Genomic DNA, 26,185 nt, shown 5'->3' with positions numbered 1-26,185 from the left:
GGACCGTCACAGCGCTCGGAGCCACGGGAGAAACGATCCGTCGATGAATCCGACGTAGTCGACGATCCCGAGGACGAGCGAGACGACCAACACGACGAGCACCGGGATCCGGGCCAGCCAGATCCAGGAGGTTCCGAGCCGTCCGAGCCCCCCGATGCCCCGTTCGAGTTCCTCGATCGCCTCCTCGGACCACTTCCAGGAGACGTAGGCCGTCACGAGCACTCCGCCGAGGAGGAGCAATACGCCGTCGGCGAGTCCGTCGTACAACTCGAGCAACACGATGTCGTAGGCCGGCCCGAGCCCGAGGACGAAGAGCGCACCGCAGACGAGCACCGTCGCCCGGAACCGCCCGACCCCGCGTTCGTCGATCGCGTAGGCGACGACCACCTCGGTCAGGCTGATCGCACTCGATAGCGCGGCGACGGCGACGGTCGCGAAAAACAGCGTGCCGATCAGCCCACCCGCCGCGAGTTCGCCGAAGGCCGCGGCGAGCGTGATGAAGATCGCGCCGACACCCGGGTCGCCCGGATCGATACCCGCGGTGAAGAGGATCGGAAAGACGACCAACCCGACGGCGAACGCGATCGCGGTATCGAAGACGATGATGATCGCGCCGTCGGCCGCCAGGTTCCGATCCTCCCCGAGATAGGACGCGTAGGTGATCATGATGCCGAAACCCAACGAGAGGGTGTAGAACGCCTGTCCGGCCGCGGCCGGAAGGATCGAGGTCCAGTCGGCGACGATGGCGCCGAGGTCCGGCGAGAGGTAGTAGGCGTACGCCGCCCCCGCCCCGTCGAGGGTCGCCGCCCAGACGGCGAGGCCGGCGACGACGAGGACGATCGCCGGAACCATCACCTTCACCGCCAACTCGATCCCGCGGCGGATCCCCAATCCGACGATAGCGACGATAACGAGCAAAAAGAGCGCGTGAAACGCCATCGCCTCGACGCCCTGTGCCAGCGAGAGGAACTGCTCGCCCGCGGCCGCCGGATCGGCGGCGTACCCCCCCTGTAGGCCGAGGATCGTATACCGGATCGTCCACCCCGCGACGACGCTGTAGTAGGACATGATGACGAACGTCGTCACGACGAAGATCCATCCGACGTACCGCCAGCGTCCGGTCCCGATGGCCCTGAACGCGCCGACGGGATTGCTTCGGGTCTGTCGGCCGACGACGAACTCGACGAGGATCGCGGGGAGGCCGATCGAGACGACGAAAAGCAGGTACACGAGGAGGAATCCGGCACCGCCGCTTTCGCCGGTCACGAACGGGAACCGCCAGATGTTCCCGAGTCCGACGGCGCTGCCGACCGCCGCGAGCACGAACCCGGCACGCGTCGACCACTGTTCGCGGTCCACTTCGAGCGAAGGCATACCTCCGCTGTCGGCGCAGCCCCGAATAAAGGTGAGTGTATTCGGCCGGAGCGCCGATCCGTACCGGACCGCACATCCGACGCGCATTTCCGGGTCGGCCGCCTCATAGCCAGTATGAACGCCTGTTCGCCGACAGTTCGCACGCGAAGCGCCACACGGAGGGGGATCGAGCACCTATGACGCGGAAGGACGACTACTACAACCGGGCCAAACAGCAGGGCTACCGATCGCGGGCCGCCTACAAACTCAAACAGCTCGACGAGGACGCGGGGCTTATAAGCGACGGCGATACCGTCGTCGATCTCGGGGCCGCCCCCGGCGGATGGCTCCAGGTCGCAAACGAACTCGCGGGCGAGGGCGGCACCGTGGTCGGTGTCGACCTCCAGCGGATCAAACCGATCGACGGCGTCGAGACGATCCGGGGTGACATGACCGAGGCCGACACCCGCGAGCGGATCACGGCGGCCGTCGGCGAGGCCGACGTCGTGATCTCCGATATGGCCCCGAACATGACCGGCGAGTACTCGCTGGATCACGCTCGGTCGGTGTATCTCGCCCGAACCGCCTTCGAGACGTCGCTCGAACTGCTCGCTCCCGGCGGCGACTTCGTCGCGAAGGTGTTCGAAGGCCCAGACACCGACGAACTGCGGGCCGATATCGACCGGGAGTTCGAGTACGTCCGGACGATCCACCCCGCCGCCTCGCGGGACTCCTCCTCGGAGCTGTATATGGTCGCGAAGGGGCGGCTGACCGCCCCGGTCAGGGAGGGCGACCGCGTCGAGGTCGAAATCGAGGACGTCGGCCGCGAGGGCGACGGGATCGCAAAGGTCGAAGGATACACGCTGTTCGTCGCCGACGCCGAACCGGGCGAGGAGGTCGAGATCGAGATAACGGACGTCAAACCGCGGTTCGGGTTCGGCGAGACCGTAGAGTAGCCCGGGTGTGCTATGTGTTCTCGTACGTGAACTATAGTAAACATCGCAACTATGTACACATCGATCGCACTGCCGCCGTGCGGTCGAGTGTGTATTGTCTTCCGATCTCTACTATATCTTCGATGAATCTGGCCCCAAACTTTTCTATCTAATACGGTCAAGGGTTAATTATGACATCTAAAGGCATCCCGGACTCATTTGTTATCCACTCCGGTATGAGGATTACGTATGCGGATCCCGTGTTCTGTACACTCCTTGGAGTAGAGTCTCAAGAACAGCTTGTCGGGCGGTCATTGACGGACGTTGTGATACCGGAGTATCACTCCGAGCTCCGCGAGCAAGTGACTCGAATCGAAAATGAAGACGAACCGGTATTGGGGCTTGCCGTGGAGCTACAGATGCCTGCCGATCAGTCTCAGCGGGTTATCATCGTGAATTCACTGATGCGGTGGGATAACACTCAACAGGTTCAGGCCTCCGTACTCCCGATTGTTGAGCCTGATTCTACGGTTGGACGTCTGCTCCGCAGTGCAGCGATGGACGAAGCCCCGTTTGGCATCTCGATTTCAGATCCATCCCAACCCGATAACCCGCTCATTTACGTCAATGACGGGTTTTGCGAACTCACCGGCTATCCCCGTGACGAGATCCTCGGGCAAAACTGTCGATTTCTCCAGGGCGAGTCAACACGCGAGAAGCCGGTTGCGCAGATGCGAGCCGCCATCGAAGCCGAAGAGCCCGTGACTGTCAAACTCCGGAATTACCGGAGCGACGGCACGATGTTCTGGAATCGTGTGACGATCGTTCCGATCCGATCCGGGTCAGGGACCGTCACCAACTACCTCGGCTATCAGAAGGATGTGACCACCGAAAAGCGATTCGAACAGGATCTCACGCTGTTTAAGAAGCAGGCTGAAGGGTCTGAGGAAGCCATTTTCATAACCGACCCGGACGGGACGATACAGTATGTCAATCCTGCCTTCGAGCAGATGACCGGGTATACGGCTACCGAGGCAAACGGGCGCAATCCATCCATACTCAAATCCGGGCAACAAGACGACGCGTTTTATGCGGACCTGTGGGAGCAAATCACGGCCGGCGACGTGTGGGAAGCGGAGCTGACGAATCAGACCAAACAGGGGGAGCTCTTTGAGGTCACACAGAAGATCATCCCTGCCACGGGCAAGGACGGGAACACAACGCAGTTCGTGGCGATCATGCAGGACATTGGCGAGAACCTGCTCACGAAACAGACGCTTGATGTGCTTAATCGAGTGGTGCGGCACAATTTGCGAAACTCCGTGAGCGTGATTGACGGACACGCAAAACTGTTAGCATCTGATAAGATGGACGAAGAATCCCGACAGGCGTCAATCGAAGCGATTCGGGATCAAGCAACATCGATGCAGAAGATCGCGGAGACGGTGGACGGCATCCGCGAAGTTTTTGCCATGACCGACGACGACCAGACGTGGAATCGTCTCAATGTTGAGACGCTTTTCGAAGCGTATCAGAATCAGTACGCAGACGCGGAAATCACTGCATCGATCGATGGTGACGGGACGATTTACGTTCGAAACGCAGATTTACTCGAGCAAGCCATAGATGAGGCTGTCGAGAATGCAGTCAAACACAGTGATCAGTCATCGCCAGACGTTTCGATTACGGTTGACCGGGAATCAGATGCCGACTACGTGTACATATCGGTAGCTGACAACGGCCCCAGGATTCCGGATCTCGAGCGGCGCGTGATCGAATCGGGAGAGGAGACGCCGCTCCAGCACAGCCTCGGTATTGGATTATGGATGATGGAGTGGGTGATAACGACGCTTGGTGGAGAGTTAACGATTAGTGATAACGACCCACGAGGAAGCGTGGTGACGTTTCAATTGCCGAGTGTAGATCAAAGCATTGTGGCGGATAGCGGCTCTTGAGTGATACTGGTGGACGAAATCAAATGAAACCGACGCACGAGGATCACACCGTTCGACGGAGCGAACGGCGGATCACTCGTGAGTCGTGTGTACATTCTTTTGTCCGTCAGTATGAGTATGAACGAGACCAGTTGTGAACATCGCAACTACGTACACATCGATCGCACTGCCGCCGTGCGGTCGAGTGTGTACTGTCTTCCGATCTCTGCTATAACTACTCCGTGAGAGGGTGTCATAGAACTCTTATCATGGTGAACTGACCGGTGGAGAAAATACTAGATTAGGATTATATTTGAAATGGTATGTAGGACTGAAGGCGCGTATCCGGCATGGGATGTACCGGTATTTACTTAAATGTTTGGTTCGGATCAATCAATTGGAGAAGTTGTGACCACAACGAACGATAGAATACACGTTCTCTATGTCGATAATGAACCGGCGTTCGATAGCACGGCCACTGAGCTTCCGAGACATAGCGACGACCGGATCACTTTTTATACCGCAACCACCCCCAACGAGGGACTGACGCTTTTAAACAATCACGACATTGACTGCATCGTCTCCGAATACGACATGCCTGGCCGCGATGGACTTAGCTTTCTTGAGGCTGTCCGCAAGGAGTATCCCAGCCTACCGTTTATTTTCTACACCAACGAGGACCTTGAGACGGTCGTACCCGAGGCACTCTCTGCGGGGAGCACTGATTACGTCCCGAAAGGCAGCTCGACCGAACATTTCGCATTTCTCGCACAGCGAATCACCGCTGCAACCGAACAGCAACGAGCAAGCGACCTCAAACGCATTGCCGCCCTCGTCAGAGATATTCAGTCTGATCTCGTCCAGGCCAGAACACGCGATGACATCGAGGCCAGCGTCTGTGAACGGCTCATCGACGCTGACCCCTACGTATTCGCCTGGATCGGCGGTCTCGATGCTGACACTGCACATGTGACTCCCAGAGCGTCGGCTGGAGAAGAAGCAGGCTATCTCGATACCGCCGAGATCACCGTCGATGACAGTACAACGGGGCAGGGACCAACAGGACAGGCCGTTAGAACTCGCACGAGTCAAGTGGTGCAAGATATTTCGGCGGATCCAACCTACGATCCGTGGCGCGAGGCGGCGCTCGAACGGAGCTATCAATCGAGTGCAGCGATCCCAATCGAGCACGACGGAACCCTCTATGGCGTGTTGAACGTTTACGCTACCTATCCAAACGCGTTCGATGCTGACGAACAGTCACTGCTCGAAGACCTCAGCGACACCATCGCGCATGCGCACTATCACATTCAGGTCCGAGACCAGTATGACTCTCAGTATCAAGAATTGTTCGAGAACGCACCGGTAATGATGGCCTTCACGCGTGAGGCGAATGGCGAGCCGATCATCGAGGACTGCAATCAGCGATTCGCCGACAAACTGGGCTACTCACGAGAGGAGCTTCAGGAACAACCACTTGCAAACGTATACACCGAAACATCTACTGAACGACTGTTGGATAAAGGCGGGTATCAGCGATCCCTCGACGGCGAGTTCACACCCAAAGAGCGTGAGTTTATCACAGCCGACGATAAGCGATTAGTCACGCTCCTTCAGGCGACGCCGCGCCGGAATAACGAAGGCGACGTTGTCGGAACCCACGCACTATACGTCGACATTACCGATCGCAAGCGCGCCCAGTCGGTGCTTGAACGGGCGGAAGCGATGGACGCATCGATGGACGGGATGTCGATCCTCAACGAAAACAACGAATTGATCTATTTAAATCAGGCCCACGCGGACATCTACGGATACGATGATCCCGAAGCACTGGTCGGGAATACGTGGCGGATATTTTATGAGGACGATGAGGTTGAGCGGCTCGAGAGCGAGGTCCTCAGAGCCCTCGAAGATCGGGGAAAATGGCGTGGTGAAGCCACGGGGAGACGAAAGAATGGTGAAACCTTCCACCAGGACCTATCGCTGACTGAGACTGACAACGGTGGTCTCATCTGTGTCGTTCGTGACACCACCGAGCGCAAAGAGCGAGAAGAGGAAATTAAGCACCTCAAGGAACGACTCGAACTTGCGGTCGACGGCGCTGAACTGGGTGTCTGGGACTGGGATATGACCACCGACGAGGTGGAGTTCAACGAGCAGTGGGCCCAGATGCTTGGCTACTCGCTTGATGAGATCGAGTCACACCTCAACGCCTGGGAAAAGCGCGTCCATCCCGATGACGTCGCTGATACAGAGGCGGCCATAGACAGTCACATCACGGGCGAGACCGACTACTACGACACCGAAAACCGGCTACAGACTGCCAACGGCGACTGGAAGTGGATTCGTGATGTCGGTAAGACTGTCGAACGGGATGCAGACGGCAAACCGGTTCGTGCCGTGGGAATTCACATCGACATCGACGAACAGAAACAACGTGAGCGGAAACTCCGACAATTCCGGAAAGCCGTCGAACAGACCGCTCACATAGTGTATATCACCGATACTGAAGGGACTATCGAGTACGTCAATCCGGCATTCGAAGAGATCACTGGGTTTAGCGAATCCGAAGCCGTGGGCCAAGATCCGAGCATCCTCAAATCAGGCGAATATGGCGACGGGTATTACGGAGAGCTCTGGGAGACGATCCTCTCGGGCGAGCAATGGGCCGACGAAATGTTCGAGGAAGGAGCCGACGGCGAGGGAATCGTTCTCAATCAGACGATCTCGCCGATCACCGACGAAGACGGACAACCACAGAAGTTCGTCGCTGTCGGCCAAGACACCACCAAACAAAAGGAATACGAGCAAAAAATCGAAGACCAAAGGGACAATCTCGAGGTGCTCAATCAGGTCGTGCGTCACGATATTCGCAACGATATGGCCGTAGTTAGTGGTCGAGCGGAACTGCTCAAAAAACACGTCGAAGAAGCTGGGAAAGAGGACTTAGAGGCGATCCAGGACGCAACCGAAAGTGCAACTGAGTTGACAAAGACGGCCCGTGATCTCTCCGATATCATGCTGAGTACTGAAGAAGATATCGAGCCTGTCAGGCTGGATCAGTGTCTCAACCCAGTGGTTGAGAACGTCTGCGCGAAGTTCGATACGGCGATGGTCACCATCGATGGCCAGATTCCGAGGGCTCACGTTCGGGGGAACGAGTTGCTTGAAGCGGTGTTTCGGAACCTCCTGCAGAACGCGGTGGTCCACAACGACAAGCAGAGACCCGAGGTGCGGATTTCGACGAGGATTGATGAAGAGATCATAACTGTCAGGGTCGCAGACAACGGTCCCGGCATTCCCGATACTCAAAAAGAGACGATCTTCGGGAAGGGCGAAAAAGGCCTTGACAGCCCAGGAACCGGGCTCGGCCTCTATCTGATCCGGACGCTCGTCGAGCAGTACGGTGGCGCTGTTTGGGTCGAAGATAACGATCCCGAAGGAAGCGTGTTCGTCGTCAACCTTCCACTCACGGAGACGGCGGCCACAGATTGACGCCCCTACCGGTTCGTACTGCTGAACCCAGCCTCTGCATGTTCACCGGATTTCTGATGGATTCCAGATGGGTTGTCACTCGTCGCGGTATGTGCGTCCCCTGAGCTCAGCGATTTCTGTTTGGTGTGAGAAGTCTTCTATGACACCCTCACTCCGTGAAACAGCGATCGGCTATATGATAGTGGCATCAGATGGCATGTAACATAGAGGGCGCAAATTCAGCAACCGTCGTATCCCCTGCGGGAAAACTTAAGCACTGTCCTCTTCGACAATCGAAATAAAATGGGAGAAAAGGCTGAGGAACTAACCGTGAGCGAAGAGCGACTCAACACACTCATAACGCAAACGCCGGCAGTGATATATTCATACAGGGTCGGCGATGGAGATCCCGTGACGACCTACGTTAGTGAGAGCGTTAAGAACGTGTTGGGATTTGAGCCGGAGTATTTTGTGGGTTCCCCGGAGCATTTTCAGGAGAATCTACATCCGGAAGATGCTCAAGAGTTATTCGAAGAAGAAGAAAAGCTGTTGACAGATGAGGACACGGACAGAATCACCGTGGAGTACAGGTTCAAAGATAAACACGGAAACTATCGCTGGTTGCACGATGAGCAACAAGTGAGTACCAATGAGGACGGAGAACAGGAGGTATTCGGCGCTTGGTGGGACATCTCCGAGAGAAAGCGAGCGGAACAGAAACTCAAACGGCGGAACCAGCAGCTCGACAAATTTGCGAGTGTAGTGTCTCATGACCTGCGCAACCCGCTGAACGTAGCGCAAGGTCGGATCAATATCGCCCGGGAAAATCGTGAGAGCGATCATCTCGAGATCGCAGCCGAGGCGATCGATCGAAGCTTTGATTTGATCGACGATCTGTTAGCGCTCGCCAGGGGAGGCAAAGACGTCCAAGATACGGAAACTATCGAGTTGGCTGATTTCCTCGAAGACTGCTGGGAGACGGTCGAAACGCCCGGAGCAGAAATCGCAATCGATGTCGAGTCGACCGTAGAGGCCGACCGAAGCCGCCTTCGTCAGCTCTTTGAAAACCTCTTCCGCAATTCGATCGAACACGGCGGTGAGGACGTGACCGTCGAGGTCGGGTCACTGTCGGATGGGTTCTACGTAGCGGATACCGGCCCCGGTATTCCCCCGGAGAAACGCGAGAAGGTCTTCGAAGAGGGGTACTCAGAGAGCCAGGACAGCACCGGATTCGGGTTATCTATCGTCAAACAAATTGTGAATGCCCACGGTTGGGACGTTCGTATTTCGGAAGGGCAGGAAGGGGGAGCGCGATTCGAAATCACCGGGGTCAACGCTGCTGTCGATTAATGGCTCCCAAAGGAGCCTCCGTATCCTGCACTGACCCATTTCCCAGTGGCCGGATAGATACTGCTGTTTCACTGTGCTCGATGGGATCCTTATACGTATACCGTGCGGGCTACGTCGGCCGCCACCGTCCGCCGATCTCCTCCCGTGGATAGTCCTTGTACGTCCCGTCCACGAACGAGGTGACGCGGCCGTCCTCCTCGCTCAGCGTGACGGCCCAAAGCACCTCCTCGCGGGTGGATATCTCCAGGGCGCTCAGGTGTTTGGTTCCCATCCAGTCGGGGTAGGACAGCTCCTCGTCGGTGTCCATCTCCTCGGCGTTGGGGCTTCGGACCCGGACCATCTGTTCTTGGATCGTCCCGTCCGCGGCGATGACGACGGCCCCGTCGCAGCTGAACGCCACGTCCCGGGCGACGTCGATGAACGGCTCGGCCGACTCGGAGACGACGCCACAGCGGTCGATCGGCCACGTGTTCGCCCCGAGCGGGTCGGTGTACTCGACGAAGTCGACGTCGGCGACGATGAGAAAGTACAGACTCGGCCCGGAGACGTACTGTTCGTCCCAGCGCTCGAACTCGAGGCTCAGCGTCTCACACGTGTACCGGAGGAGATCCATGAGCCCCTGGCTGGTCTCGTAGTTCACCCGGGCGGTTTCGCGATCGAGCATACCGTCGGTACGGGCCCGATCCGTATATAAGCACGTCAGCCCGGAGGGCACGCTCCGCCCGCCGCGGTGGCAGCGACCCGGGCACGTTCGCGTCCCACGACCGCCGACCCGGGCGCTACTCGTCCGACCGGCGTCCGGGCGTCCACTCGGCGTCGAGGTCCTCGTGGAGGAACGCCAGCGCGTCCTCGCCGGAATAGCTCGCAACGAGGTGACCGTCGCCCTCGAGGTAGTATTTATACGTCGTCAGCCCTTCGAGCCCGACCGGACCGCGAGCGTGGATCTTGCCGGTCGAGATGCCGACCTCCGCGCCGAGGCCGTAGCGATAGCCGTCCGCAAAGCGCGTCGAGGCGTTGTGGAAGACGCTCGCGGCGTCGATCCCCCTCATGAACGTCTCCGCGGCGTCGGTATCCTCCGTGAGGATCGACTCGGTGTGTTTCGAGCCGTTCGCGTTGATGTGTTCGACCGCCCCGTAGACGTCCTCGACGGTCTTGATCGACAACTCGAGGTCGCCGTACTCGGTCCGCCAGTCCGCCTCGGTGGCCTCGCCCACGTCGACGACCTCACGGGTCGCCTCGTCGCCGCGCAACTCGACGCCCGCGTCGTCGTACCGTTCGACGAGGCCGGGCAGGAACTCGGCGGCGACGGACTCGTCGACGAGCAGCGTCTCGACGGCGTTGCAGACCGCCGGATACTGGACCTTCGCGTCGAAGGCGACGTCCTCGGCCATATCGAGGTCGGCCTCGCCGTCCACGTAGACGTGACAGACGCCCTCGGTGTGGCCCAATACGGGGATCTGAGTGTTGTCCTGGATATACGAGACGAACTCCGAGGAGCCCCGCGGCATCACGAGATCGACCTCCTCGTCCAGTTCGAGGAGACGATCGACCTCCTCGTGGGCCTCGATCAGCTGCGCCCAGCCGTCGGGGAGTCCCTCGAAGCGTCCGTCGGTCGCCTCCCGGATGATCTCATAGAGGACCCGGTTCGATTCGCTGGCCTCGCTGCCGCCCTTGAGGATAACGGCGTTGCCGGACTTCAACGCGAGGGCGGCGATCTGGACCAGCGCGTCGGGGCGGGACTCGAACACCGTCGCGACGACGCCGATCGGGACGGCGACGCGGTAGAGTTCGAGGTCAGCGTCGAGTTTCCGCGCCGAGAGCGTCGCCCCGAGAGGGTCGTCCTGGCCGGCGACGGACTCGACCATCCCGGCGATGTCCTCGAGCTTCGCCGGGTCCAGTTTCAGCCGGTCGACGAGCGCCTGGGTGTACTCACCGCGTTCGAGCATCGCCTCGGCCTCCTCGACGTCCTCGGCATTGGCCTCGAGGATCTCGTCCCCGCGCTCGCGGATCGCGTCGGCGATCGATTCCAGCGCCGCGTTCCGGTCCGTCCTCTCGATGTTCGCAAGCTCCAAGGCGGCGCGCTGTGCTGTCGCCACCTGCGCGTCGGTCTCGTCTTCGGGTGTGTCGGTCTCGTCTTCGGGTGTGTCGGTCTCGTGTGCAGTCATGTTCGGGTTCAGTCGTCGGTCTCACGCTCCGCCGGAACGAATATAGTTCCGACGGACGTTCCTGTGGCGATCCGATCCAGGACGTCCGGGTCGGCCGACCCGGCGATGATCGCCGGGATCCCGCGCTCGCTGACGTCGCGTGCGCCCTCGACTTTCGTCTGGATGCCGCCGAAGGCCGCGGTCGTGCTGTCGTCGACGAGCGCCCGGACCGAGTCGTAGTTCGCACCGACGGCGTCTATCAGTTCCGCGTCGGGATCGTGCTTCGGATTTCCCGTGTAGACGCCGCCGACGTCCGTCAGCGTCACCAACAGGTCGACATCGAGGCCGATCGCGACCGATGCCGAGAGCATGTCGTTGTCGCCGATTCGGAGTTCCTCGGTCGCCACCGCGTCGTTTTCGTTGATGATCGGGACGACACCCCACTCCAAGAGCGTCTCGACCGTGTTCGTGAAGTTCCGGAACCGCTCGGGTGTATCGAGGTCCTTGCCGGTCACGAGGATCTGTGCGACCGTCTGGTCGTAGCGATCGAAGCTCTGCGTATAGTGCCGCATCAACAGGCCCTGCCCGACCGTCGAGAGCGCCTGGCTCTGCTCGATCTGCTCCGTGCCGTGGTCGAGCCGTCCCATCCCGGCCCCGACCGCGCCCGAGGAGACCAGGATGACGTCTTTTCCCCGCCGCCGCAGGTCCATGATGTCCGCGACTAGCTTGTCGAGTTTGACGCGGTCGAGTCGTGAATCCTCGTCGGTCAGGGAGTTCGTCCCGGCCTTGACGATGACGTGATCGGCCTCGGCGGCGCGGGTTCTGGCCCGCGCCACCACGTCGGGATCGACGGCCTCGACGGCGTCCGTCTCACTCATCGTCGAACGCCTCGGCGAGTTCGCGGGACCGCTCCTCGGCCGCGCCGACGGCCTCGATGACCGTCTCGTCGGCGTTGCTGTCCCACAGTACTTCCATCCCCTCGATGGTCGTCCCGTTCGGCGAACAGACCGCATCGATGAGTTCGTCGACGCTTCGGTCGTCCCTGAGGACCGTCTCGGCGGCCCCCTTGAACGTCTGGGCGGCGAGGGTCTCCGCCTGATCGGGGGCGAGCCCCCCCTCGACCCCGGCGGCCTTCATCGCGTCGATGAGATAGAAAACGAAAGCGGGACCGCTTCCGTTGACCGCGGTCGAGACGTCCATCAGCGCCTCGTCGATCTCGATGAACTCGCCGACGTCGGCGAGCAACCCGCGCACGTCGTCGGTGAGGCCTTCGGTCGTCGCCGCCGCCGCCATGTCACCGGTTTCGGCCGCGAGGTTCGGCATGATCCGGACGACCGACGCCTCGGTCCGCTCGGCGACGAAGTCGCGGGAGACGCCTGCAGCGAGGGTGACGAGCGTCTGCTCCGCGGAGAGGTCGAGGTCGGACAACACCACCTCCACGAGGTCCGGCTTGACCGCCAGGACGACGACGTCGGATTCGGCGGCCGCCGCGGTGTCGTCCGTCGTCTCGTCGGCGTACGCCTCGAGGGCTTCGAGCGCCTCGGGGTCGAGGTCGATCGCCGTCAGGTGGTGTGATCCGGTTCGGGCGAGACCCTTTAAAAACGCGCCGCCCATGTTGCCGCAGCCGACAACGCTCACTCGTGTCATGTTGGCTCTACAGAGAGCATCGAGCGCAAAACCAACTACGGTTTTGACCGACCCGGCCACGAACACGACCGGCCGGGGCGGCCCTCGAGGGGGCGGCGGTCCCGTTCCCGCCGAGAAAAGCGCAACCGTTTCGGTCCCGACAGTACAATTTCGGCTCGAATGGCTCCCGCCGCCGGCTCGGTGCTCCTCGGGGAGGTACTACCGCGAGTGCTGACGATCGCGGTCGCCATCGCCGGGGGTGTCGCCTTCGCGAACGTCCTCGTCGCCTTCGGCGCGATCAGGTATATCGCGGCGCTGTCGAAGCCGCTGACCGGCCCCGCGAACCTCCCCGACGAGGTCGGCGGTGCCATCCTGACGACGGCCGCCTCGACGACCGCGGGGTATGGGATGCTCGCCGAGTACCGCGACTCGGGGTTGCTCGACGACCGCGCGACGCTCGTCGCCGTCACGATCAACACGTTCTTCGGGTTCGTCCAGCACATCTTCACGTACTACGCGCCGGTGTTGATCCCGATTCTCGGCCTCCGTGTCGGCCTGTTGTACGTCGGCACCCGCGCCGGCATCTCGCTCGCGATCACGGTCACCGGCGTCGTCGCCGGCGCGTTCTTGCTGTCGGCCCACAACGTAAACCCCGAGGCGATGTCGGATGTCGACCCCGACGCCAGGGCCGATGGCGACGACGACCGGCCGGCCGGCGAGAAGCTGCTCGACGCCGGCCGCGGTGGCCTCGAAAAGACCCGGGACATCCTGCCGCGGCTCGCCGTCGTCTACACGCTCGTCGTGCTCCTCACGGCGTATTACGACCTCGAGGCGCTGACCGGTGGGGCGGCCGACCCGCTGGCGGCGCTGACGGGGCTGCCGAGCGCCGCCGTCCCCGTCATCGTCGTCTACGCCGTCGATACGACCAGCGGGGCAGTGACGCTCGCCCCCTTCGTCGAGGACGGGACGTTCACCGCTCGAACCGCCGTCTCGGCGATGCTCATCGGTGGGATCGTCTCCTTTACCGTCTCGACGTTCAAGCGGTCGATCCCCTTTCAGTACGGCATCTGGGGGGCAGAGTTCGGAACGAAGGTGATTATCGTGAACACCTCGTTGAAGATACTGTGGATCGCGATCGCGCTGGTCGGGCTGTTGGTGATTTGAGACGGGCCGTAGCGTCGTCTCTCCACGGCGGGTACCCGCCGAGATAGATATATGTGCGGACGGCGTACCTGCCCACAGCATGCCCGAAGAAGTCCTGTTTAAATCCGAGAGCGACCAGACCAGAGAGGAGATCGCGGCGTACCTTCGGTCCGTCGCGGAAAACCTCGAACGTGGCGGCGAGATCACCCTGAAGGCGGGTGCGGAGTCCGTGACCCTCGACCCGCCGGCCCGCCCGACCTTCGAGGTCAAAGCCGAACGGGAGGGGCCGACCGACGCGCCGGGCGAATTGAGCATCGAGTTCGAACTCGAATGGGACGAAAACGGCGGGGACGGCGGCGGGGACGGAACCCTGGAGATCGAGTGAGGCTGTCGGACGGGGGCCGACGTCGACGCCCCGCCGTCGCGTACGCACTGACGTCGACGCCCCGCCGCCGAACCGGTCTTTCAGCGGAATTCGAGCCGGAGGCTCCGGCCGCAAGCAGCGGGCGAAGCGAGCGAGGCGCACGGGGCAGTTCCTCACAGCCGCTGGATGACGTCCACGACGGTCACTCGACGCTTTTTATGTTGTGGACGGGGTCCAACCGGTCCGTGACCGCGGCGGTCGGTTCGATCGCCGCGGCGATGGCCTCGGCGGGTTTGTACGCCATCGGTGCCTCGTCGCGCACACCGTCGACGACCGACTCGGAGTAGACGCCCTCCATCGCGGTTTCGAACTCGTCGAGGGCGACCGTTTCGAAGGCCTCGCCGCGGCTCATCGTCCGGCCGGCACCGTGGGGGGCGCTTCGGTTGTAGGCGTCGTTGCCGCGGCCGCGGGCGAGGATCGAGCCGTCGGCCATGTTCAACGGGACGACGATCCGTTGGCCCTCGCGGGCCGGCGTCGCTCCCTTTCGGACCGTCAGATCACGGAAGTCGATGTAGTTGTGGATCGACTGGAACGAATCGGCCGGGTCGATGCCGAGGGCCGAGCAGATCGCCTCGCCGATCAACTGCCGGTTCCAGCGGGCGTACTGTTGGGCGAACAGCATGTCAACGTAGTAGCCGTGTGCCTCCCGTCCCTCGAGGTAATCGAGGTCGTCGCTGCGCGTCTCGGCGTCGGCTTTCGGCCGCGAGAGCCGATCGAACGTCCGTTCGATCTCCCCTCCGTCGAAGGCCTCGCGGATCGCCGCCTTGCGGAGGTGGGATTCGCCCATCCCGCCGGTCACCCAGGTGTGGAGTTCACGGTCCCCGACCGTCTCCGGATCGAACTTCAGGAACTCGTAGTCGGACTCGGGGATGACCTCGCGGATCCGATCCGCCGACCGGTAGTCGCCGGCCCGCCCCTGCCAGAACTCCGCGACGGACTTGCCGAGATACCGCGACCCGCTGTGGACGACAAGCCAGTACGATCCCGTCTCCCGCGAGCGGGCGAACTCGATGAAGTGGTTGCCGCCCCCGAGCGTCCCGACGCTTTTGATGACGTGGCCCATCCCCTGGCGCTGGTCGGCGAGGACGCGGTCACAGAGGGAATTGAAATACTCCCCGTCGTAGCCGTCGAAGTCGAACGCGGGGTCGATCCGTTCGCCGAACCGCGCCGCGTGGGCGGAATCGAAGCGCTCGAAGATCCGGGTGGCGCGCTCGAAGGGAAACTCGTCTACGAGGTGCGGTGCGTCGTCGTACTCGTGGACGGATCGTCCCATCGGGACGGCCGCCCGGACGGCGCGCTCACGTTCGGCGTCACCGAGCGGCAGCGTCGATCCGAGTTCGAACGCCGCCATCCCACAGCCGACGTCGACGCCGACGACGTTCGGGACGATACGTTCGCCGAGCGGCATGGTGAAACCGACCGGGGCCCCCGCGCCGACGTGGGCGTCGGGCATCATCCGTATCGGCTCGGTGAACGCCGGGTGATCGACGAGTTCGTCGATCTGTTCGAGGACGTTCATCTCGAGGAGTTCCTCGTCGTCAGTCAACACCCGCGCCGTCGTGTGGGTCCCCTCGCGTTCGATCACTGGTCGGGGCTTTGCGCGTACCGGTATTTAAATCCGCGGGTGCGGCCCGAAGGCGTCCGCGAGCGGCGGAGGTCCTCGATCGTACGGTATCACGCCCCCCGACGCCGTGGCCGTCGTTGTCGACGGGCCGCTCCCCGGAGAACGGATCGGTGAGCGCCGCCCGGTCGTCGTCAGATCCGGTCCGCCCCGGGGCCGAACGCCTCGCTCATGAGGTCGTCCACGTCGTCCGGCCGGACCTCGGCGAACCACTCGTTGTGCGGCTGGATCGTGATCGCGGTGCCTGCCTCACTACAGAGGCCGAGACAGTCCGTCGTCGAGACGCCGACCGGCGACCAGAAGGCGTCCCGCTCGCGGAGCCACGTCTTTACGGCCGCGGCGGTCTCCTCGCCGCCCGCCTCGGCACAGCAGGCGTACTCGGAGTCGCGCTCGTTTACGCAGACGAAGACGTGGGCGTCGAGGCGGGTCGTCTGCTTGTCGGTTCGACGTTTCACGGTGGCCCTCGACGTTTCACGGGTTTCCTCGACGTTTCACGGGCCTCCTCCCACGAGTGCGTCGTCGGTCGTGCGTGTCGGTCCGTTCCGGTACTCCGATTCCCGTCGCCGGAGCGCGTTGAACGTTCCGGCGATGAGAAGCCAGATCCCCGCCTGCGTCAGGACGGTAAGCCCCTGATAGGCGGCGACGAGGTCCATCGGGTGGTTCGGATACGTCGTCACCGTCGGTGTCGCGAGAGTGAGAACGGCGGCGATGACGAGTATCGGGGCCGCGCCGGCGACGATCCCGAGGCCGACGTGGCGACGCGCCCCCCGTTTGTACGCGAGAACGGCCGCTGTAGCCGTGATCGCGCCGAGGACGGCGAGGCCGACGTAGGCCCGCATCCGGAGCCCGATCGGATACTGGTGTACGGCACCGGGAGCGGCGGGCGGCAACGCCAGCCACGGAACGCCCGAGACCGTGAGGAAGCCGGCTCCGGCGAGGACGTACGACCGGACGGCCGCGGAGCCCGGGATCGCCGGTTCGAGCAGATACAGTGCAACGGCGAAGACACCCCCGAGCAGGACCGCCCACAGTAGCCCGCTGCCCGCGCTGACGGCGGCGGTCGTCATCTCCGAGACGAGGCCGCCCGAGCCGTGCGCGTTGCCGGCGTGATCGCGGGCCGCGTGCTCGACGGAGCTGCTGAGCGGGTTGCCGACGAGCGTCATGTACAGCCCGTATGCGACCCCGGCCACGGCGCCGGCGGCGACGCCGCGTCGGAGGTACTCAGCGATCATGCGTCAGTGACACGTGATACCGGCGGCGTGTCGGAAGTTGTGCATCGACTCGTGGACGAGCGGCTCCTGGACGAACATGAGCGCGAAGACGATCGCGGTTCCAAAGGCGAGTCCCGCGGCGATCTGTGTGGCTGTCAGTTCGGTTCGGGCGACGTCGAGCCGGTCGCCGACGGTTTCGTTCGTACTCATAAATTGTATTTGCCCTTCTACAAGTGTGATTGTAAAGCTTTGGGTCGAACCGCCTAACCGTTCCGGTCGCGTCCAAAACTACCGCGACCGGGCGAGTTCACGCTCGACGCGCTCCGGGGTCAGCGCGTCGAGAGCGACGAGCGTTCCGTCGCTCGCCGAGACGACCTCGGCGAGCAGGCCTCGTTCGTCGCCCGCCTCGACGCAGACGACGCGGGCGTCGGTCGACGCGAGCGCTTCGGCGGCCGCCCGGGTGTCAGCGGTCGGGGTCGACGCGGCGTTGGCCCGGCCGTCGGAGACCACGACGGCGACGGCGGCGTCGGGGTCGGCCCGGTCTATCACCGCCGCGGTCGTCCGGAGTCCGGCGGGCAGCGGCGTCCGGTCGCCGGTCGGGAGTTCTTTTAAGTGCCGCGCCGCCAGCGTGACCGAGTCGGTCGGCGGGAGAAGCACCTCCGCACCCTCGCCCGCGAACGCGACGACGGCGACGCTGTCGCGTTCGGTGTAGGCACCCTCCAACAGTTCGAGCGTGACGCCCTTCGCCGCCGCCATCGCGGGTCGCATCGAGGCGCTCGCGTCCACGGCGAAGACGACGAGCGCCTCGCCCGCACCCGACCGAACGGACCGTCGCAGATCACGCGTTTCGACGCGGTCGCTTCCCCGGGTCGCGGCGGCCCGAACCGAGGCGGCCGCATCGATCGCGCTCCCGGTACCGGCCTGTTCGGTCCGGACACGGACGCCCTCGTTGTGGGCATCGGGTCCCGAGTCGGCCCGCCCCGCGCCGCTTCCGGCCTCGGCTTCGGGCGTGTCGACGTCGGGTGCCGTGGCGTGTTCGGCCGGTTCGGCCGGCTGGCCGGGGATCAGCGGCGTCGCTTGCTCCGTCCCATCGTCCCCACAGGGGTCCGCGGAGCCGCCCGCTTCGCCCGTATCCGGGCCGTCGGTCCCCCCGTCGTTTCCGGAGCCGGCTTCGCCGCCCCCCTTACCGGAGGAGTCGTCTCCGTCTCCGCCGCTGTCGTCTCCGTCTCCACCGTCGTCGGCGTCCGCGTTCTCGCTTCCACCGTCGTCGGCGTCCGCGTTCTCGCTTCCACCGTCGTCGGCGTCCGTATCGCCATCGGTGTCTTCACCGTCCTCGAAGTGGTCGTCGATGACCTCGTCGGCGTCGGGGGCGTCCTCGAAGGGCGTCGAGCGCATCCGATGGCCGAGCGCGAACGAGGCCGCGGTCCGGATGTCGGGTCGGGTAACGGTCGGTCGTTCGTCGAGGGCGGCGAGCGCTCGGGCGGCCCGAGCGGTCGCGATGTCGGCGCGGTGGCCGTCGACGCCGGCCTCGAGACAGAGTTCGGCGATCTCGCGTTTCTGTTCGTCCGTCAACGCGACCGACCCGATCGTCTCACGGGCGCGCCGCAGTCGCCGACGGTGGGCGTCGGTGTCGTCGTCGCCCCCGGCCGGCCGGCCGCCCCGCAGGTCGCTCTCGATGATGGCGACCCGGTCGGAGACGTCGCGTTCGCCCTCGACGTCGACCGAGAGCGCGAAGCGGTCCCGGAGCTGTGGACGGAGGTCGCCCTCCTCGGGGTTCATCGTCCCGACGAGCGTGAACTCGGCGGGATGGCTCCGGCTGACCCCGTCGCGTTCGACCCGGTTGACCCCCGAGGCGGCGGCGTCGAGCAACACGTCGACGAGGTGGTCGTCCAGCAGGTTCACCTCGTCGACGTACAACAGCCCGCGGTTGGCGCGAGCCAGCAGGCCGGGCTCGAACGTCGCCTCGCCGGCGAGCGCATCGGAGACCGAGAGCGTCCCGACAACGCGCTCGCGCGTCGCACCGAGCGGCAGCGTAACGAGCGGGACGGAGCGCGTCTCGACCGGGAACGTCGCCCGGTCGCGGCACTCCCGACACTGTCGGCTCCGGTCGTCGGGCGGGCAGCCGTACGGGCAGTCGGCGACGGCGCGCTGGTCGGGCAACAGCTCGGCCAGCCCGCGGACGAGCGTCGATTTGGCCGTACCCTTCTCGCCGGTCACGAGCAGGCCATCGAGGCCGTCGTCCGTGGCGACACACGAAAGCGCCTCTTTGAGCCGCCGTTGGCCGACGACCGCCCCGAACGGCGTAGAAACGCTTTTGTCCTCGGCGAAATCAAACACAGTTGTTTTAACACAAACGGAGTTTATTAACCTTATGCCAACCGTCGGACTCTACACCGCGACCGAAAACGAGTTGGGCGCGCTCGCCCGCGCCGCCGGCGAGGTCGAAGCCGACCTCGTCGCCCGATCCGAGAGCGACCTCGACGAGCCGGAGGCCGTCGAGGCGTTCTGCGAGGAACTGACCGACTGCGACGCCGTCGTCCTGTGGCTCCACGGCGACCAAGAGAGCATGCCCGGCTACGACCGCGCGCTCGATCGCTGTTATGCGGCCGGCGTTCCGGTCGTCATCAAAGCGACCGGCGACGCCTTCGCCGTCGAGGACACGACCGTCCCCGGCAGCGTCCGCGAAACCGTCTCGGAGTACCTCGAGCGCGGCGGCAGCGCCAACCTGGCGAACTGCGTCCGGTATCTGACCGACCGGTTCACGCCCGAGACCCCCGGGTACGACGACCCCGTCGCGCTGCCGACCGAAGGGGTGTATCACCCCGATCACCCGGGCGTTTCCGTCGAGGGGCTCTATGCGACCCTCGACGGGGACCGACCGACCGTCGCCGTCTGGTTCTACGAGTCCCACTGGACCCACGAGAACACCCGCTACGTCGACGCGTTGGTCCGGGCGATCGAAGCCGAGGGGGCGAACGCGCTGCCGGTGTTTTGTAACCCCGTCACCGACTCCGGGGAGCAGGGGGACGGCGAGGCGTCGGAAGACGCCTCGGAAAGCCGGGCGCGGCCCGGAGACGCCGAGTGGGTCGTCGACAACTGGCTCACCGACGGGGCGGGCGAACCGCTCGTCGACGCGGTCTGTTCGTCGTTCATGTTCTCGCTGTCGATGGCCGAGCGGGGCCGCGACGCCAACGACGAGGGCGGTGACGCCGAGGAGGTCTTCTTGAAGCGCCTCGGCGTCCCCGTGATCCAGACGGTGACGACGATGCGCTCGCGCTCGCGGTACGACTCCAGCGACACGGGCGTGATGGGCTTCGAACTCGCGCTCTCCGTCGCGCTGCCGGAGTTCGACGGCAACGTCATCACTCACCCGATCTCCGGGAAGGAACGCACCGACGACGAGGCCGGCATCGGTTCCACGCCGAAACAGCACTTCCCGATCGAGGACCGGATCGACCACGCCGCCTCGCTGGCAGTCAACTGGGCCGAGTTGCGTGACACCCCGAACGAGGACAAAAACGTGGCGGTCGTGCTCCACAACTACCCGCCGAGCGACGACGGCATCGGCACCGCCTTCGGGCTCGACTCGCCCGAGTCGACGGTGAACCTGCTGTCGGAGCTTCGCGCTCGGAACTACGACCTCGGGGGGCGGTTTCCGAGCTCCGGGCAGGAACTCATCGAGACGCTCACTGCGCAGTTGACGCTCGACGACCGGTGGGTCGCCCCCGAGGACGTCCGCGGGCTCTCCGCCGACGTCGTCCCCGCCGAGCGGTACGCCGAGTGGTGGGCCGACGCCGATCCCGAGTTCCGCGAAAACGTCCTCGAAGAGTGGGGCGACCCGCCGGAACGTCCCTTCGCGATCCCCGGCACGGCGTTCGGCAACGTCCTCGTGACGGTCCAGCCCCCCCGTGGATTCGGGATGGACCCCTCGAAGGTGTATCACGACTCCGATCTCCAGCCGCCGCACGACTACTACGCCTTCTACAAGTGGCTCCGCGAGGAGTTCGCCGCCGACGCGGTCGTCCATCTCGGTACGCACGGCTCCCTGGAGTGGCTGCCCGGCAAGACCGTCGGCCTCGACGCCGAGAGCGCGCCGGACGCGCTCGTGGGCGATCTGCCCAACGTCTATCCCTACATCGTCAACAACCCCGGCGAGGGGACGCAGGCCAAGCGACGCTCCTACGCCGCCGTCGTCGACTACCTCACGCCGCCGATGGCCGAGGCCGGCACCTACGACGAGCTCGCGGAACTGGAGGAGCTCGCCGACCAGTACCGCGAGGCCGGCAGCGGGGCCGGCGAGACGGTCGAACGGCTCCTCCGAGAGAAAATCGACGAGTTGGACCTCGCCGTCGAGTTGGGGCTCGAGGGCGACATCGACGAGAAAGCGGACGTTCGTGGCCCCGAGGAGGCGGGGACGACACTGGCGAAGGGCGCGGTCGAAGGCGACGACGTGCCGATCGACGAACTCGTCGAGCGCGTCCACGCCTACCTGACGGACGTGAAGACGACGCAGATCCGGATGGGCCTGCACACGCTGGGCGAACCGCCCGAATCGGATCGCCTCGTCGAGTACCTGATCGCGCTGATGCGGCTCGAAAACCCCGGCGCGCCGTCGCTGCGGGAGTCCGTCGCGGGCGTGCTCGGCGTCGACTACCAGACGATGCTCGACTCGCCGGGCGAGTACGACGAGACGCTCGGGATGACCTACTCGCAGGCCGCCGACGCGGTCCACGAACTGAGCATCGAGTTGGTCGGGACGCTCGCCGAGCACGGTTTCGACGTGCCGGAGGCCGAACCCGACGCCGGCCCCGACGACGAGACGACGATGAACCTCATGGTCGTCGATATCGACGCGCTGGGCGACGCCCGGGTGAAGGGCGGCGCCCACGACGACCTGCGGGAGGCGCTGGCCTACATCTGCGAGGAGGCCGCCCCGCGCGTCCTCGGGGCCGAAGCGGAGATCCCGCGGACGGCCGACGCGTTGAACGGCGAGTACGTCCCGCCGGGCGGGTCCGGCGCGCCCACCCGCGGCGGCGTCGATCTGCTGCCGACGGGACGGAACTTCTACACGCTTGACCCCCGGAAGATCCCCGCGAGATCGGCCTGGGCGGTCGGCCGGGAGGTCGCCGAGGGAACGCTCGAACGACACCACGGCGAGGCAGGCGAGTACCCCGAGGAGGTCGGCGTCGTCGCGTGGGGGACCCCGACGGTCCGCACGCGGGGGGAGACGATCGCGCAGGTGCTCGCGCTGATGGGCGTCGAACCGATCTGGACCGACGCGGGCCGGGTCGAGGCCGTCGAGCCGATCGGTCTCGACGACCTCGGCCGCCCCCGAATCGATGCGACCACCCGCGTCTCGGGGCTGTTCCGGGATGCCTTCCCGCAGGCGGCGGGGGTCGTCCACGACGCGGTCGAGGCCGTCGTCGATCTGGATGAGCCACACGAGATGAACTACGTCAAAAAACACGTCGAGGAGGAGACGGAGGAACTGGAAGCCGAGGGGCTAGAGCCCGACGAGGCCCGCGAGGCAGCCATGCCCCGCGTCTTTACCACCCGGCCGGGCGGCTACGGCGCGGGCACGAACAAGGCCGTCGACGAGGGCAACTGGACGGACCGTTCGGACCTCGCGGAGGTATACGTCCAGTGGGGCGGCTACGCGCTCGGCTCGCGCGGACGGGTGAAAGAGGACCACGACGCCTTCCGGCGGCGACTCGGAAGCGTCGACGCGACCGTCAAGATCGAGGACACGATGGAGCAAGACGAGTTCGACTCCTCCGATTGGTACGCCTTCCACGGCGGCTTCATCACCGCCGTCGCGGAGGTCTCCGGGGAGGAGCCGGCGTCCTACGTCGGCGACTCCTCGGACCCCGACAACGTCTCCGTGTACACCAACGAGGAGAAGGTCCGCAAGTCGATGCGCGCCCGCGTGTTGAACCCCGAGTGGCTCGATTCGATGGAGGAACACGGCTACAAGGGGGCGGGCGATCTCTCGGGAACCGTCGACGTGACCCTGGGATGGGACGCGACGACGGGCGTCGTAAGCGACACGCTGTGGGCGGCGATCGCAGAGCAGTACGCGTTCGAGGAGGACCGCCAGGCGTGGATGCGCGAGGTCAACCCCTGGGCGCTCGAGTCGATCACGGACACGCTGTTGGAGGCGATCGAGCGCGGCCTCTGGGACGCCGACGCCGACGTCGAGGAGCGGCTTACCGACCTCAACCTCCGGATCGACGGCGATCTGGAGGAGCGTACCACGAGGGATGAGCGGGGCGAAGCCCCCGGAACGGGAGATCGTACGACGCCGCGAGCAGGACGGGGAGGTGAGAAGCGATGACGACAGAAGGGACCGACGGCGACGGAACCGACGGCAACGGAACCGACGGCAACGGAACCGACGGCGACGGGACGGGAGACGGCTTTGAGGCGTACGCCGATCTCGGGGCGACGACCGCCGACGCGATGGAGATCGCCGAAACCAGCATGGATCGGGTCCACAAGCTGGTACCGCAGGACGTCCTCGCGGACCGGATCCGCGCGAAGTCGGTCCACGCGACCGGCGACCCGGAGTTTCAGTATCTGATGCGCTTTACCGGCGAGGACGACTCCGAGCCGGTCCGGGTCGGCGCCGAGGCCGTCCTCGACGGGCGCTCGATCGTCACCGACATCACCATGGTCAAGGAGGGGATCACCGGGCGGGGCCACGAGTGCCCGATCCGGAAGGCGATCGGGAACGGGGCGGAGTTGGCCGCAGAGACCGGGATGACCCGAACCGCTGCATCGGTGCTCGAACTCGACACCGAAGGCGTCTACGACGGCGCGATCGCGAGCATCGGCAACGCCCCGACCGCCGCGTTGGCGCTCGCCGACTGCATCGAGCAGGGGACCCGGCCGGCCGTCGTCGTCGCCACGCCGGTCGGGTTCGTCAAGGCCGCCGAGAGCCGAAAGCGGATCCGCGAGATCTGTGCGGAGTACGGCGTCCCGGCGATCACGAACGTCGGCCGTCGCGGCGGCAGCGGGCTGGCCGCGAGCCTGACGAACGAGTTGATCCACGTCGCAAGCGACGTCCGTGACGGCGAGGAGACCCTATACGACGGCGACGACGGGGCGTCGGAATGACCGACGGCGTCGAGTTCCCGGACGATCCGGGGGCGTTCGCGGCCGATAGACCGGAGGCCGTGGCCGGCGTCGGCTCCGAGAGGGACCCCGTCTACGCCGTCGGCATCGGCCCCGGCACCCCCGAGTATCTCACCCGCCGGGGCGAGCGGGCGATCCGCGAGGCCGACGTCGTCGTCGGATTCGAGACGGTCGTCGGGTTCGTCGCCGACGGGATAACGGGCGAGACGCTGACCTGCGGGTACGACGACGAACCAGCGGTCCTCGCCGCGTTCGCCGACCGGGTCAGGGCGGGCGAGAGCGGGACGGCCGTGCTGATGGGCGACCCGAACCACTCGGGGTATCAGTTCGTCGGCAAGGTCGAATCGGCAGTCGACGCACCCGTCCGGGTGATCCCGGGGATCTCCTCGCTGCAGATCGCGGCCTCCCGGGCCCGGACGCCGATGGAGGAGACGACCTTCGTCACCCTCCACAAGAGCGGGCCGATCGAGTCCGATCTCGACCGACTCGAACGCGACGTCGGGGACAGACACCTGCTCGTCCTCCCCCGGCCGTTCGATTGGATGCCCGAACGGATCGCCGGCCGGCTCCTGGAGTCGGGGGCGTCGGACCACGAGGCGCTCGTCTGCGAACGGCTGACCCACGACGACGAGGCGATCACACACACCTCGCTGTCGGAGTTGGCCGCCGACGTCGACTCCCGCGAGGGGACGGCGTTCTCGGATCTGTCCGTGCTCGTCGTCAGGCGATAGCGTCGGTCGCTACTCGAACTCGCGCGCAAGATCCGGGGCCGCGTCCGCTATCCGACGTAGCCGAGCGCCTGAAGGCGATCCTCGACGTCGGAGTCGTCGGTCTCCCGGTCGATCTCGGGCTCGTACGTTCCGTGATCCGTCGCGGTCGTGGTCGCCCACGGGACCGTCCGGACTGCGGGGTGTAGACAGCCGACCGGGTGGTCGTAGATCCCCCACTCGCCGAGGGCGTCGCCGTGGTCGGCCGTGATCGCGACGCGGTCGGCGTCGACGTTCGACAACAGGAGTTCGACGTCGTCGAGCGCGAGGCGGAGATTGTCCCGGTAGGCCTCCCAGAACGTCTCCCGGTCGATCTTTCCCTTCCGGAGCGCGTCGACGACGGTGTCCGAGAGCGCCGGGCCGAACGGGTCGGCGTCGAAGCCCGCCTCGAGGCCGACGAAGGGGTGATGTGGCTGGACGTAGTGGACGATCAGCCGGTCGGGGTCGTCCTCGCGGGCGGTACGGATCGCGCGGTCGGTCATCGTCCGGGGGAGGACGGTGTCGGCCGCCTCGTCCCAGCCGTCGCGCCACACCTCCTCGAGGCTCCCGAAGCGGTCGGCGTCGAGCATCCGTTCGGAGAAGACGTTGCTCGTGACGTACGCGGTGTCGGCCACCTCGTCGGCGTGCTCGTCGGTGAACGTCTTCGCCATCCACTCTTTGGACATGCTGCCGACCGACTCGACGCGCGCTATCTCGCCGAGGAAGTCGTACTCGTCGGCGACCGATCGGAGGAGATCCACGCGGCAGGCGTCGAGGACGACGAGGACGTCCCACTCGCGCTCGTAGATGTTGGTACCGCGCGGGATCGGCCACGCGAGCCACCAGAGCCCGGTGTAGAGGTCGTAAGCGACGTCGTAGAACCCCTCGAGGCCCTTCTTTCGGATCTTTTCGGCGGAGACGGAGACCCAGTCGTCGAAGCCCATCGTACGTTCCGGTTCGACGGTGTGGCGTAACTGCGTATCGGATTCGGATCGGAGGCCGGCCCAGCGTGGGGCTGGGACGCGAAGACCGCTCGACGCGAAGACCGGACTGCCAGCAAACGAGACAGAACAGAACGTTAAATAGCCGA

General features: G+C 64.5%; 20 protein-coding genes. 9 read left to right on the top strand and 11 right to left on the bottom strand.

What is annotated here, in order from left to right; translation table 11 throughout:
• Positions 1–6: 6 nt before the first annotated feature.
• A complete protein-coding gene (locus HZR14_RS00470) occupies positions 7–1,374 on the bottom strand; it encodes a sodium-dependent transporter (RefSeq protein ID WP_181690904.1) in 1,368 nt (455 codons plus the stop codon).
• Positions 1,375–1,550: 176 nt separating this feature from the next.
• On the opposite strand from HZR14_RS00470, the gene HZR14_RS00465 reads away from it, so the two are divergent.
• The 4 genes from HZR14_RS00465 to HZR14_RS00450 all read left to right on the top strand — a co-directional run bounded on the left by HZR14_RS00465 (position 1,551) and on the right by HZR14_RS00450 (position 9,046).
• Positions 1,551–2,309: a 23S rRNA (uridine(2552)-2'-O)-methyltransferase gene (locus tag HZR14_RS00465; protein ID WP_181690903.1), complete on the top strand. Its 759-nt coding sequence runs from the start codon at positions 1,551–1,553 to the stop codon at positions 2,307–2,309.
• A 170-nt stretch (positions 2,310–2,479) separates the two neighbouring features.
• Positions 2,480–4,243 carry a PAS domain-containing protein gene (locus HZR14_RS00460; RefSeq protein WP_181690902.1) on the top strand — a complete coding sequence of 588 codons (1,764 nt, stop codon included), beginning with the start codon at positions 2,480–2,482 and terminating at the stop codon, positions 4,241–4,243.
• 387 nt (positions 4,244–4,630) lie between these two features.
• Complete coding sequence (locus HZR14_RS00455) at positions 4,631–7,717, top strand: PAS domain S-box protein (RefSeq protein WP_181690901.1); 3,087 nt, start codon at positions 4,631–4,633, stop codon at positions 7,715–7,717.
• Between the two features lie 282 nt (positions 7,718–7,999).
• Positions 8,000–9,046 (top strand): PAS domain-containing sensor histidine kinase, encoded by a 1,047-nt coding sequence (locus HZR14_RS00450; RefSeq protein ID WP_181690900.1) that lies wholly within the window; start codon positions 8,000–8,002, stop codon positions 9,044–9,046.
• A 109-nt stretch (positions 9,047–9,155) separates the two neighbouring features.
• Here the strand turns inward: HZR14_RS00450 and HZR14_RS00445 are convergent, their stop codons facing one another.
• The 4 genes from HZR14_RS00445 to proC all read right to left on the bottom strand — a co-directional run bounded on the left by HZR14_RS00445 (position 9,156) and on the right by proC (position 12,837).
• Entirely contained in the window at positions 9,156–9,710 is a 555-nt protein-coding gene (locus HZR14_RS00445) for a diadenylate cyclase (protein WP_181690899.1), read from the bottom strand.
• Between the two features lie 115 nt (positions 9,711–9,825).
• A complete protein-coding gene (locus tag HZR14_RS00440) occupies positions 9,826–11,211 on the bottom strand; it encodes a glutamate-5-semialdehyde dehydrogenase (protein ID WP_181690898.1) in 1,386 nt (461 codons plus the stop codon).
• Between the two features lie 8 nt (positions 11,212–11,219).
• The gene (gene proB / locus HZR14_RS00435) at positions 11,220–12,068 is read right to left on the bottom strand and encodes a glutamate 5-kinase (RefSeq protein ID WP_181690897.1); all 849 of its coding nucleotides are present in this window, start codon (positions 12,066–12,068) and stop codon (positions 11,220–11,222) included.
• Positions 12,061–12,837, bottom strand: a complete 777-nt coding sequence (gene proC, locus HZR14_RS00430; RefSeq protein WP_181690896.1) for a pyrroline-5-carboxylate reductase — start codon at positions 12,835–12,837, stop codon at positions 12,061–12,063. The genes proB and proC overlap by 8 nt, the downstream gene beginning before the upstream one ends.
• A gap of 159 nt (positions 12,838–12,996) precedes the next feature.
• Here proC and HZR14_RS00425 point away from each other — a divergent pair, with 159 nt between their 5' ends.
• Together HZR14_RS00425 and HZR14_RS00420 are read left to right on the top strand one after the other, a co-directional pair.
• Positions 12,997–13,980, top strand: coding sequence for a nucleoside recognition protein (locus HZR14_RS00425; RefSeq protein WP_181690895.1), 984 nt, complete (start codon positions 12,997–12,999; stop codon positions 13,978–13,980).
• A gap of 79 nt (positions 13,981–14,059) precedes the next feature.
• Positions 14,060–14,344 (top strand): amphi-Trp domain-containing protein, encoded by a 285-nt coding sequence (locus HZR14_RS00420; protein ID WP_181690894.1) that lies wholly within the window; start codon positions 14,060–14,062, stop codon positions 14,342–14,344.
• Positions 14,345–14,525: 181 nt separating this feature from the next.
• On the opposite strand, the gene HZR14_RS00415 is transcribed toward HZR14_RS00420, so the two are convergent.
• The 5 genes from HZR14_RS00415 to HZR14_RS00395 form a co-directional block, all read right to left on the bottom strand.
• Positions 14,526–15,968: an RtcB family protein gene (locus HZR14_RS00415; protein ID WP_370464931.1), complete on the bottom strand. Its 1,443-nt coding sequence runs from the start codon at positions 15,966–15,968 to the stop codon at positions 14,526–14,528.
• Between the two features lie 170 nt (positions 15,969–16,138).
• Positions 16,139–16,459, bottom strand: coding sequence for a (2Fe-2S) ferredoxin domain-containing protein (locus tag HZR14_RS00410; protein ID WP_181690893.1), 321 nt, complete (start codon positions 16,457–16,459; stop codon positions 16,139–16,141).
• A gap of 36 nt (positions 16,460–16,495) precedes the next feature.
• The gene (locus tag HZR14_RS00405) at positions 16,496–17,236 is read right to left on the bottom strand and encodes a CbtA family protein (protein ID WP_181690892.1); all 741 of its coding nucleotides are present in this window, start codon (positions 17,234–17,236) and stop codon (positions 16,496–16,498) included.
• A 3-nt stretch (positions 17,237–17,239) separates the two neighbouring features.
• The gene (locus tag HZR14_RS00400; RefSeq protein WP_181690891.1) at positions 17,240–17,425 is read right to left on the bottom strand and encodes a CbtB domain-containing protein; all 186 of its coding nucleotides are present in this window, start codon (positions 17,423–17,425) and stop codon (positions 17,240–17,242) included.
• Between the two features lie 78 nt (positions 17,426–17,503).
• On the bottom strand, positions 17,504–19,552 hold the full coding sequence (locus HZR14_RS00395) for a VWA domain-containing protein (RefSeq protein ID WP_181690890.1): 2,049 nt from the start codon (positions 19,550–19,552) through the stop codon (positions 17,504–17,506).
• 34 nt (positions 19,553–19,586) lie between these two features.
• On the opposite strand from HZR14_RS00395, the gene cobN reads away from it, so the two are divergent.
• From cobN to HZR14_RS00380, 3 genes are read left to right on the top strand one after another with little or no spacing between them, the layout of a single operon-like run.
• A complete protein-coding gene (cobN, locus tag HZR14_RS00390; protein ID WP_181690889.1) occupies positions 19,587–23,549 on the top strand; it encodes a cobaltochelatase subunit CobN in 3,963 nt (1,320 codons plus the stop codon).
• Positions 23,546–24,331 (top strand): precorrin-8X methylmutase, encoded by a 786-nt coding sequence (locus HZR14_RS00385; RefSeq protein WP_181690888.1) that lies wholly within the window; start codon positions 23,546–23,548, stop codon positions 24,329–24,331. The genes cobN and HZR14_RS00385 overlap by 4 nt, the downstream gene beginning before the upstream one ends.
• Positions 24,328–25,080, top strand: coding sequence for a cobalt-precorrin-7 (C(5))-methyltransferase (locus HZR14_RS00380; RefSeq protein ID WP_181690887.1), 753 nt, complete (start codon positions 24,328–24,330; stop codon positions 25,078–25,080). The genes HZR14_RS00385 and HZR14_RS00380 overlap by 4 nt, the downstream gene beginning before the upstream one ends.
• A 47-nt stretch (positions 25,081–25,127) precedes the next feature.
• On the opposite strand, the gene HZR14_RS00375 is transcribed toward HZR14_RS00380, so the two are convergent.
• The gene (locus HZR14_RS00375) at positions 25,128–26,039 is read right to left on the bottom strand and encodes an alkaline phosphatase family protein (protein WP_181690886.1); all 912 of its coding nucleotides are present in this window, start codon (positions 26,037–26,039) and stop codon (positions 25,128–25,130) included.
• Positions 26,040–26,185: the final 146 nt, after the last annotated feature.

It is taken from the genome of Natronomonas salinimetallica, assembly GCF_013839515.1.
GTDB lineage: Archaea > Halobacteriota > Halobacteria > Halobacteriales > Haloarculaceae > Natronomonas.
The sequence above is the reverse complement of the archived record's forward strand: the minus strand, read 5'-3'. Positions and strand labels throughout refer to the sequence as shown.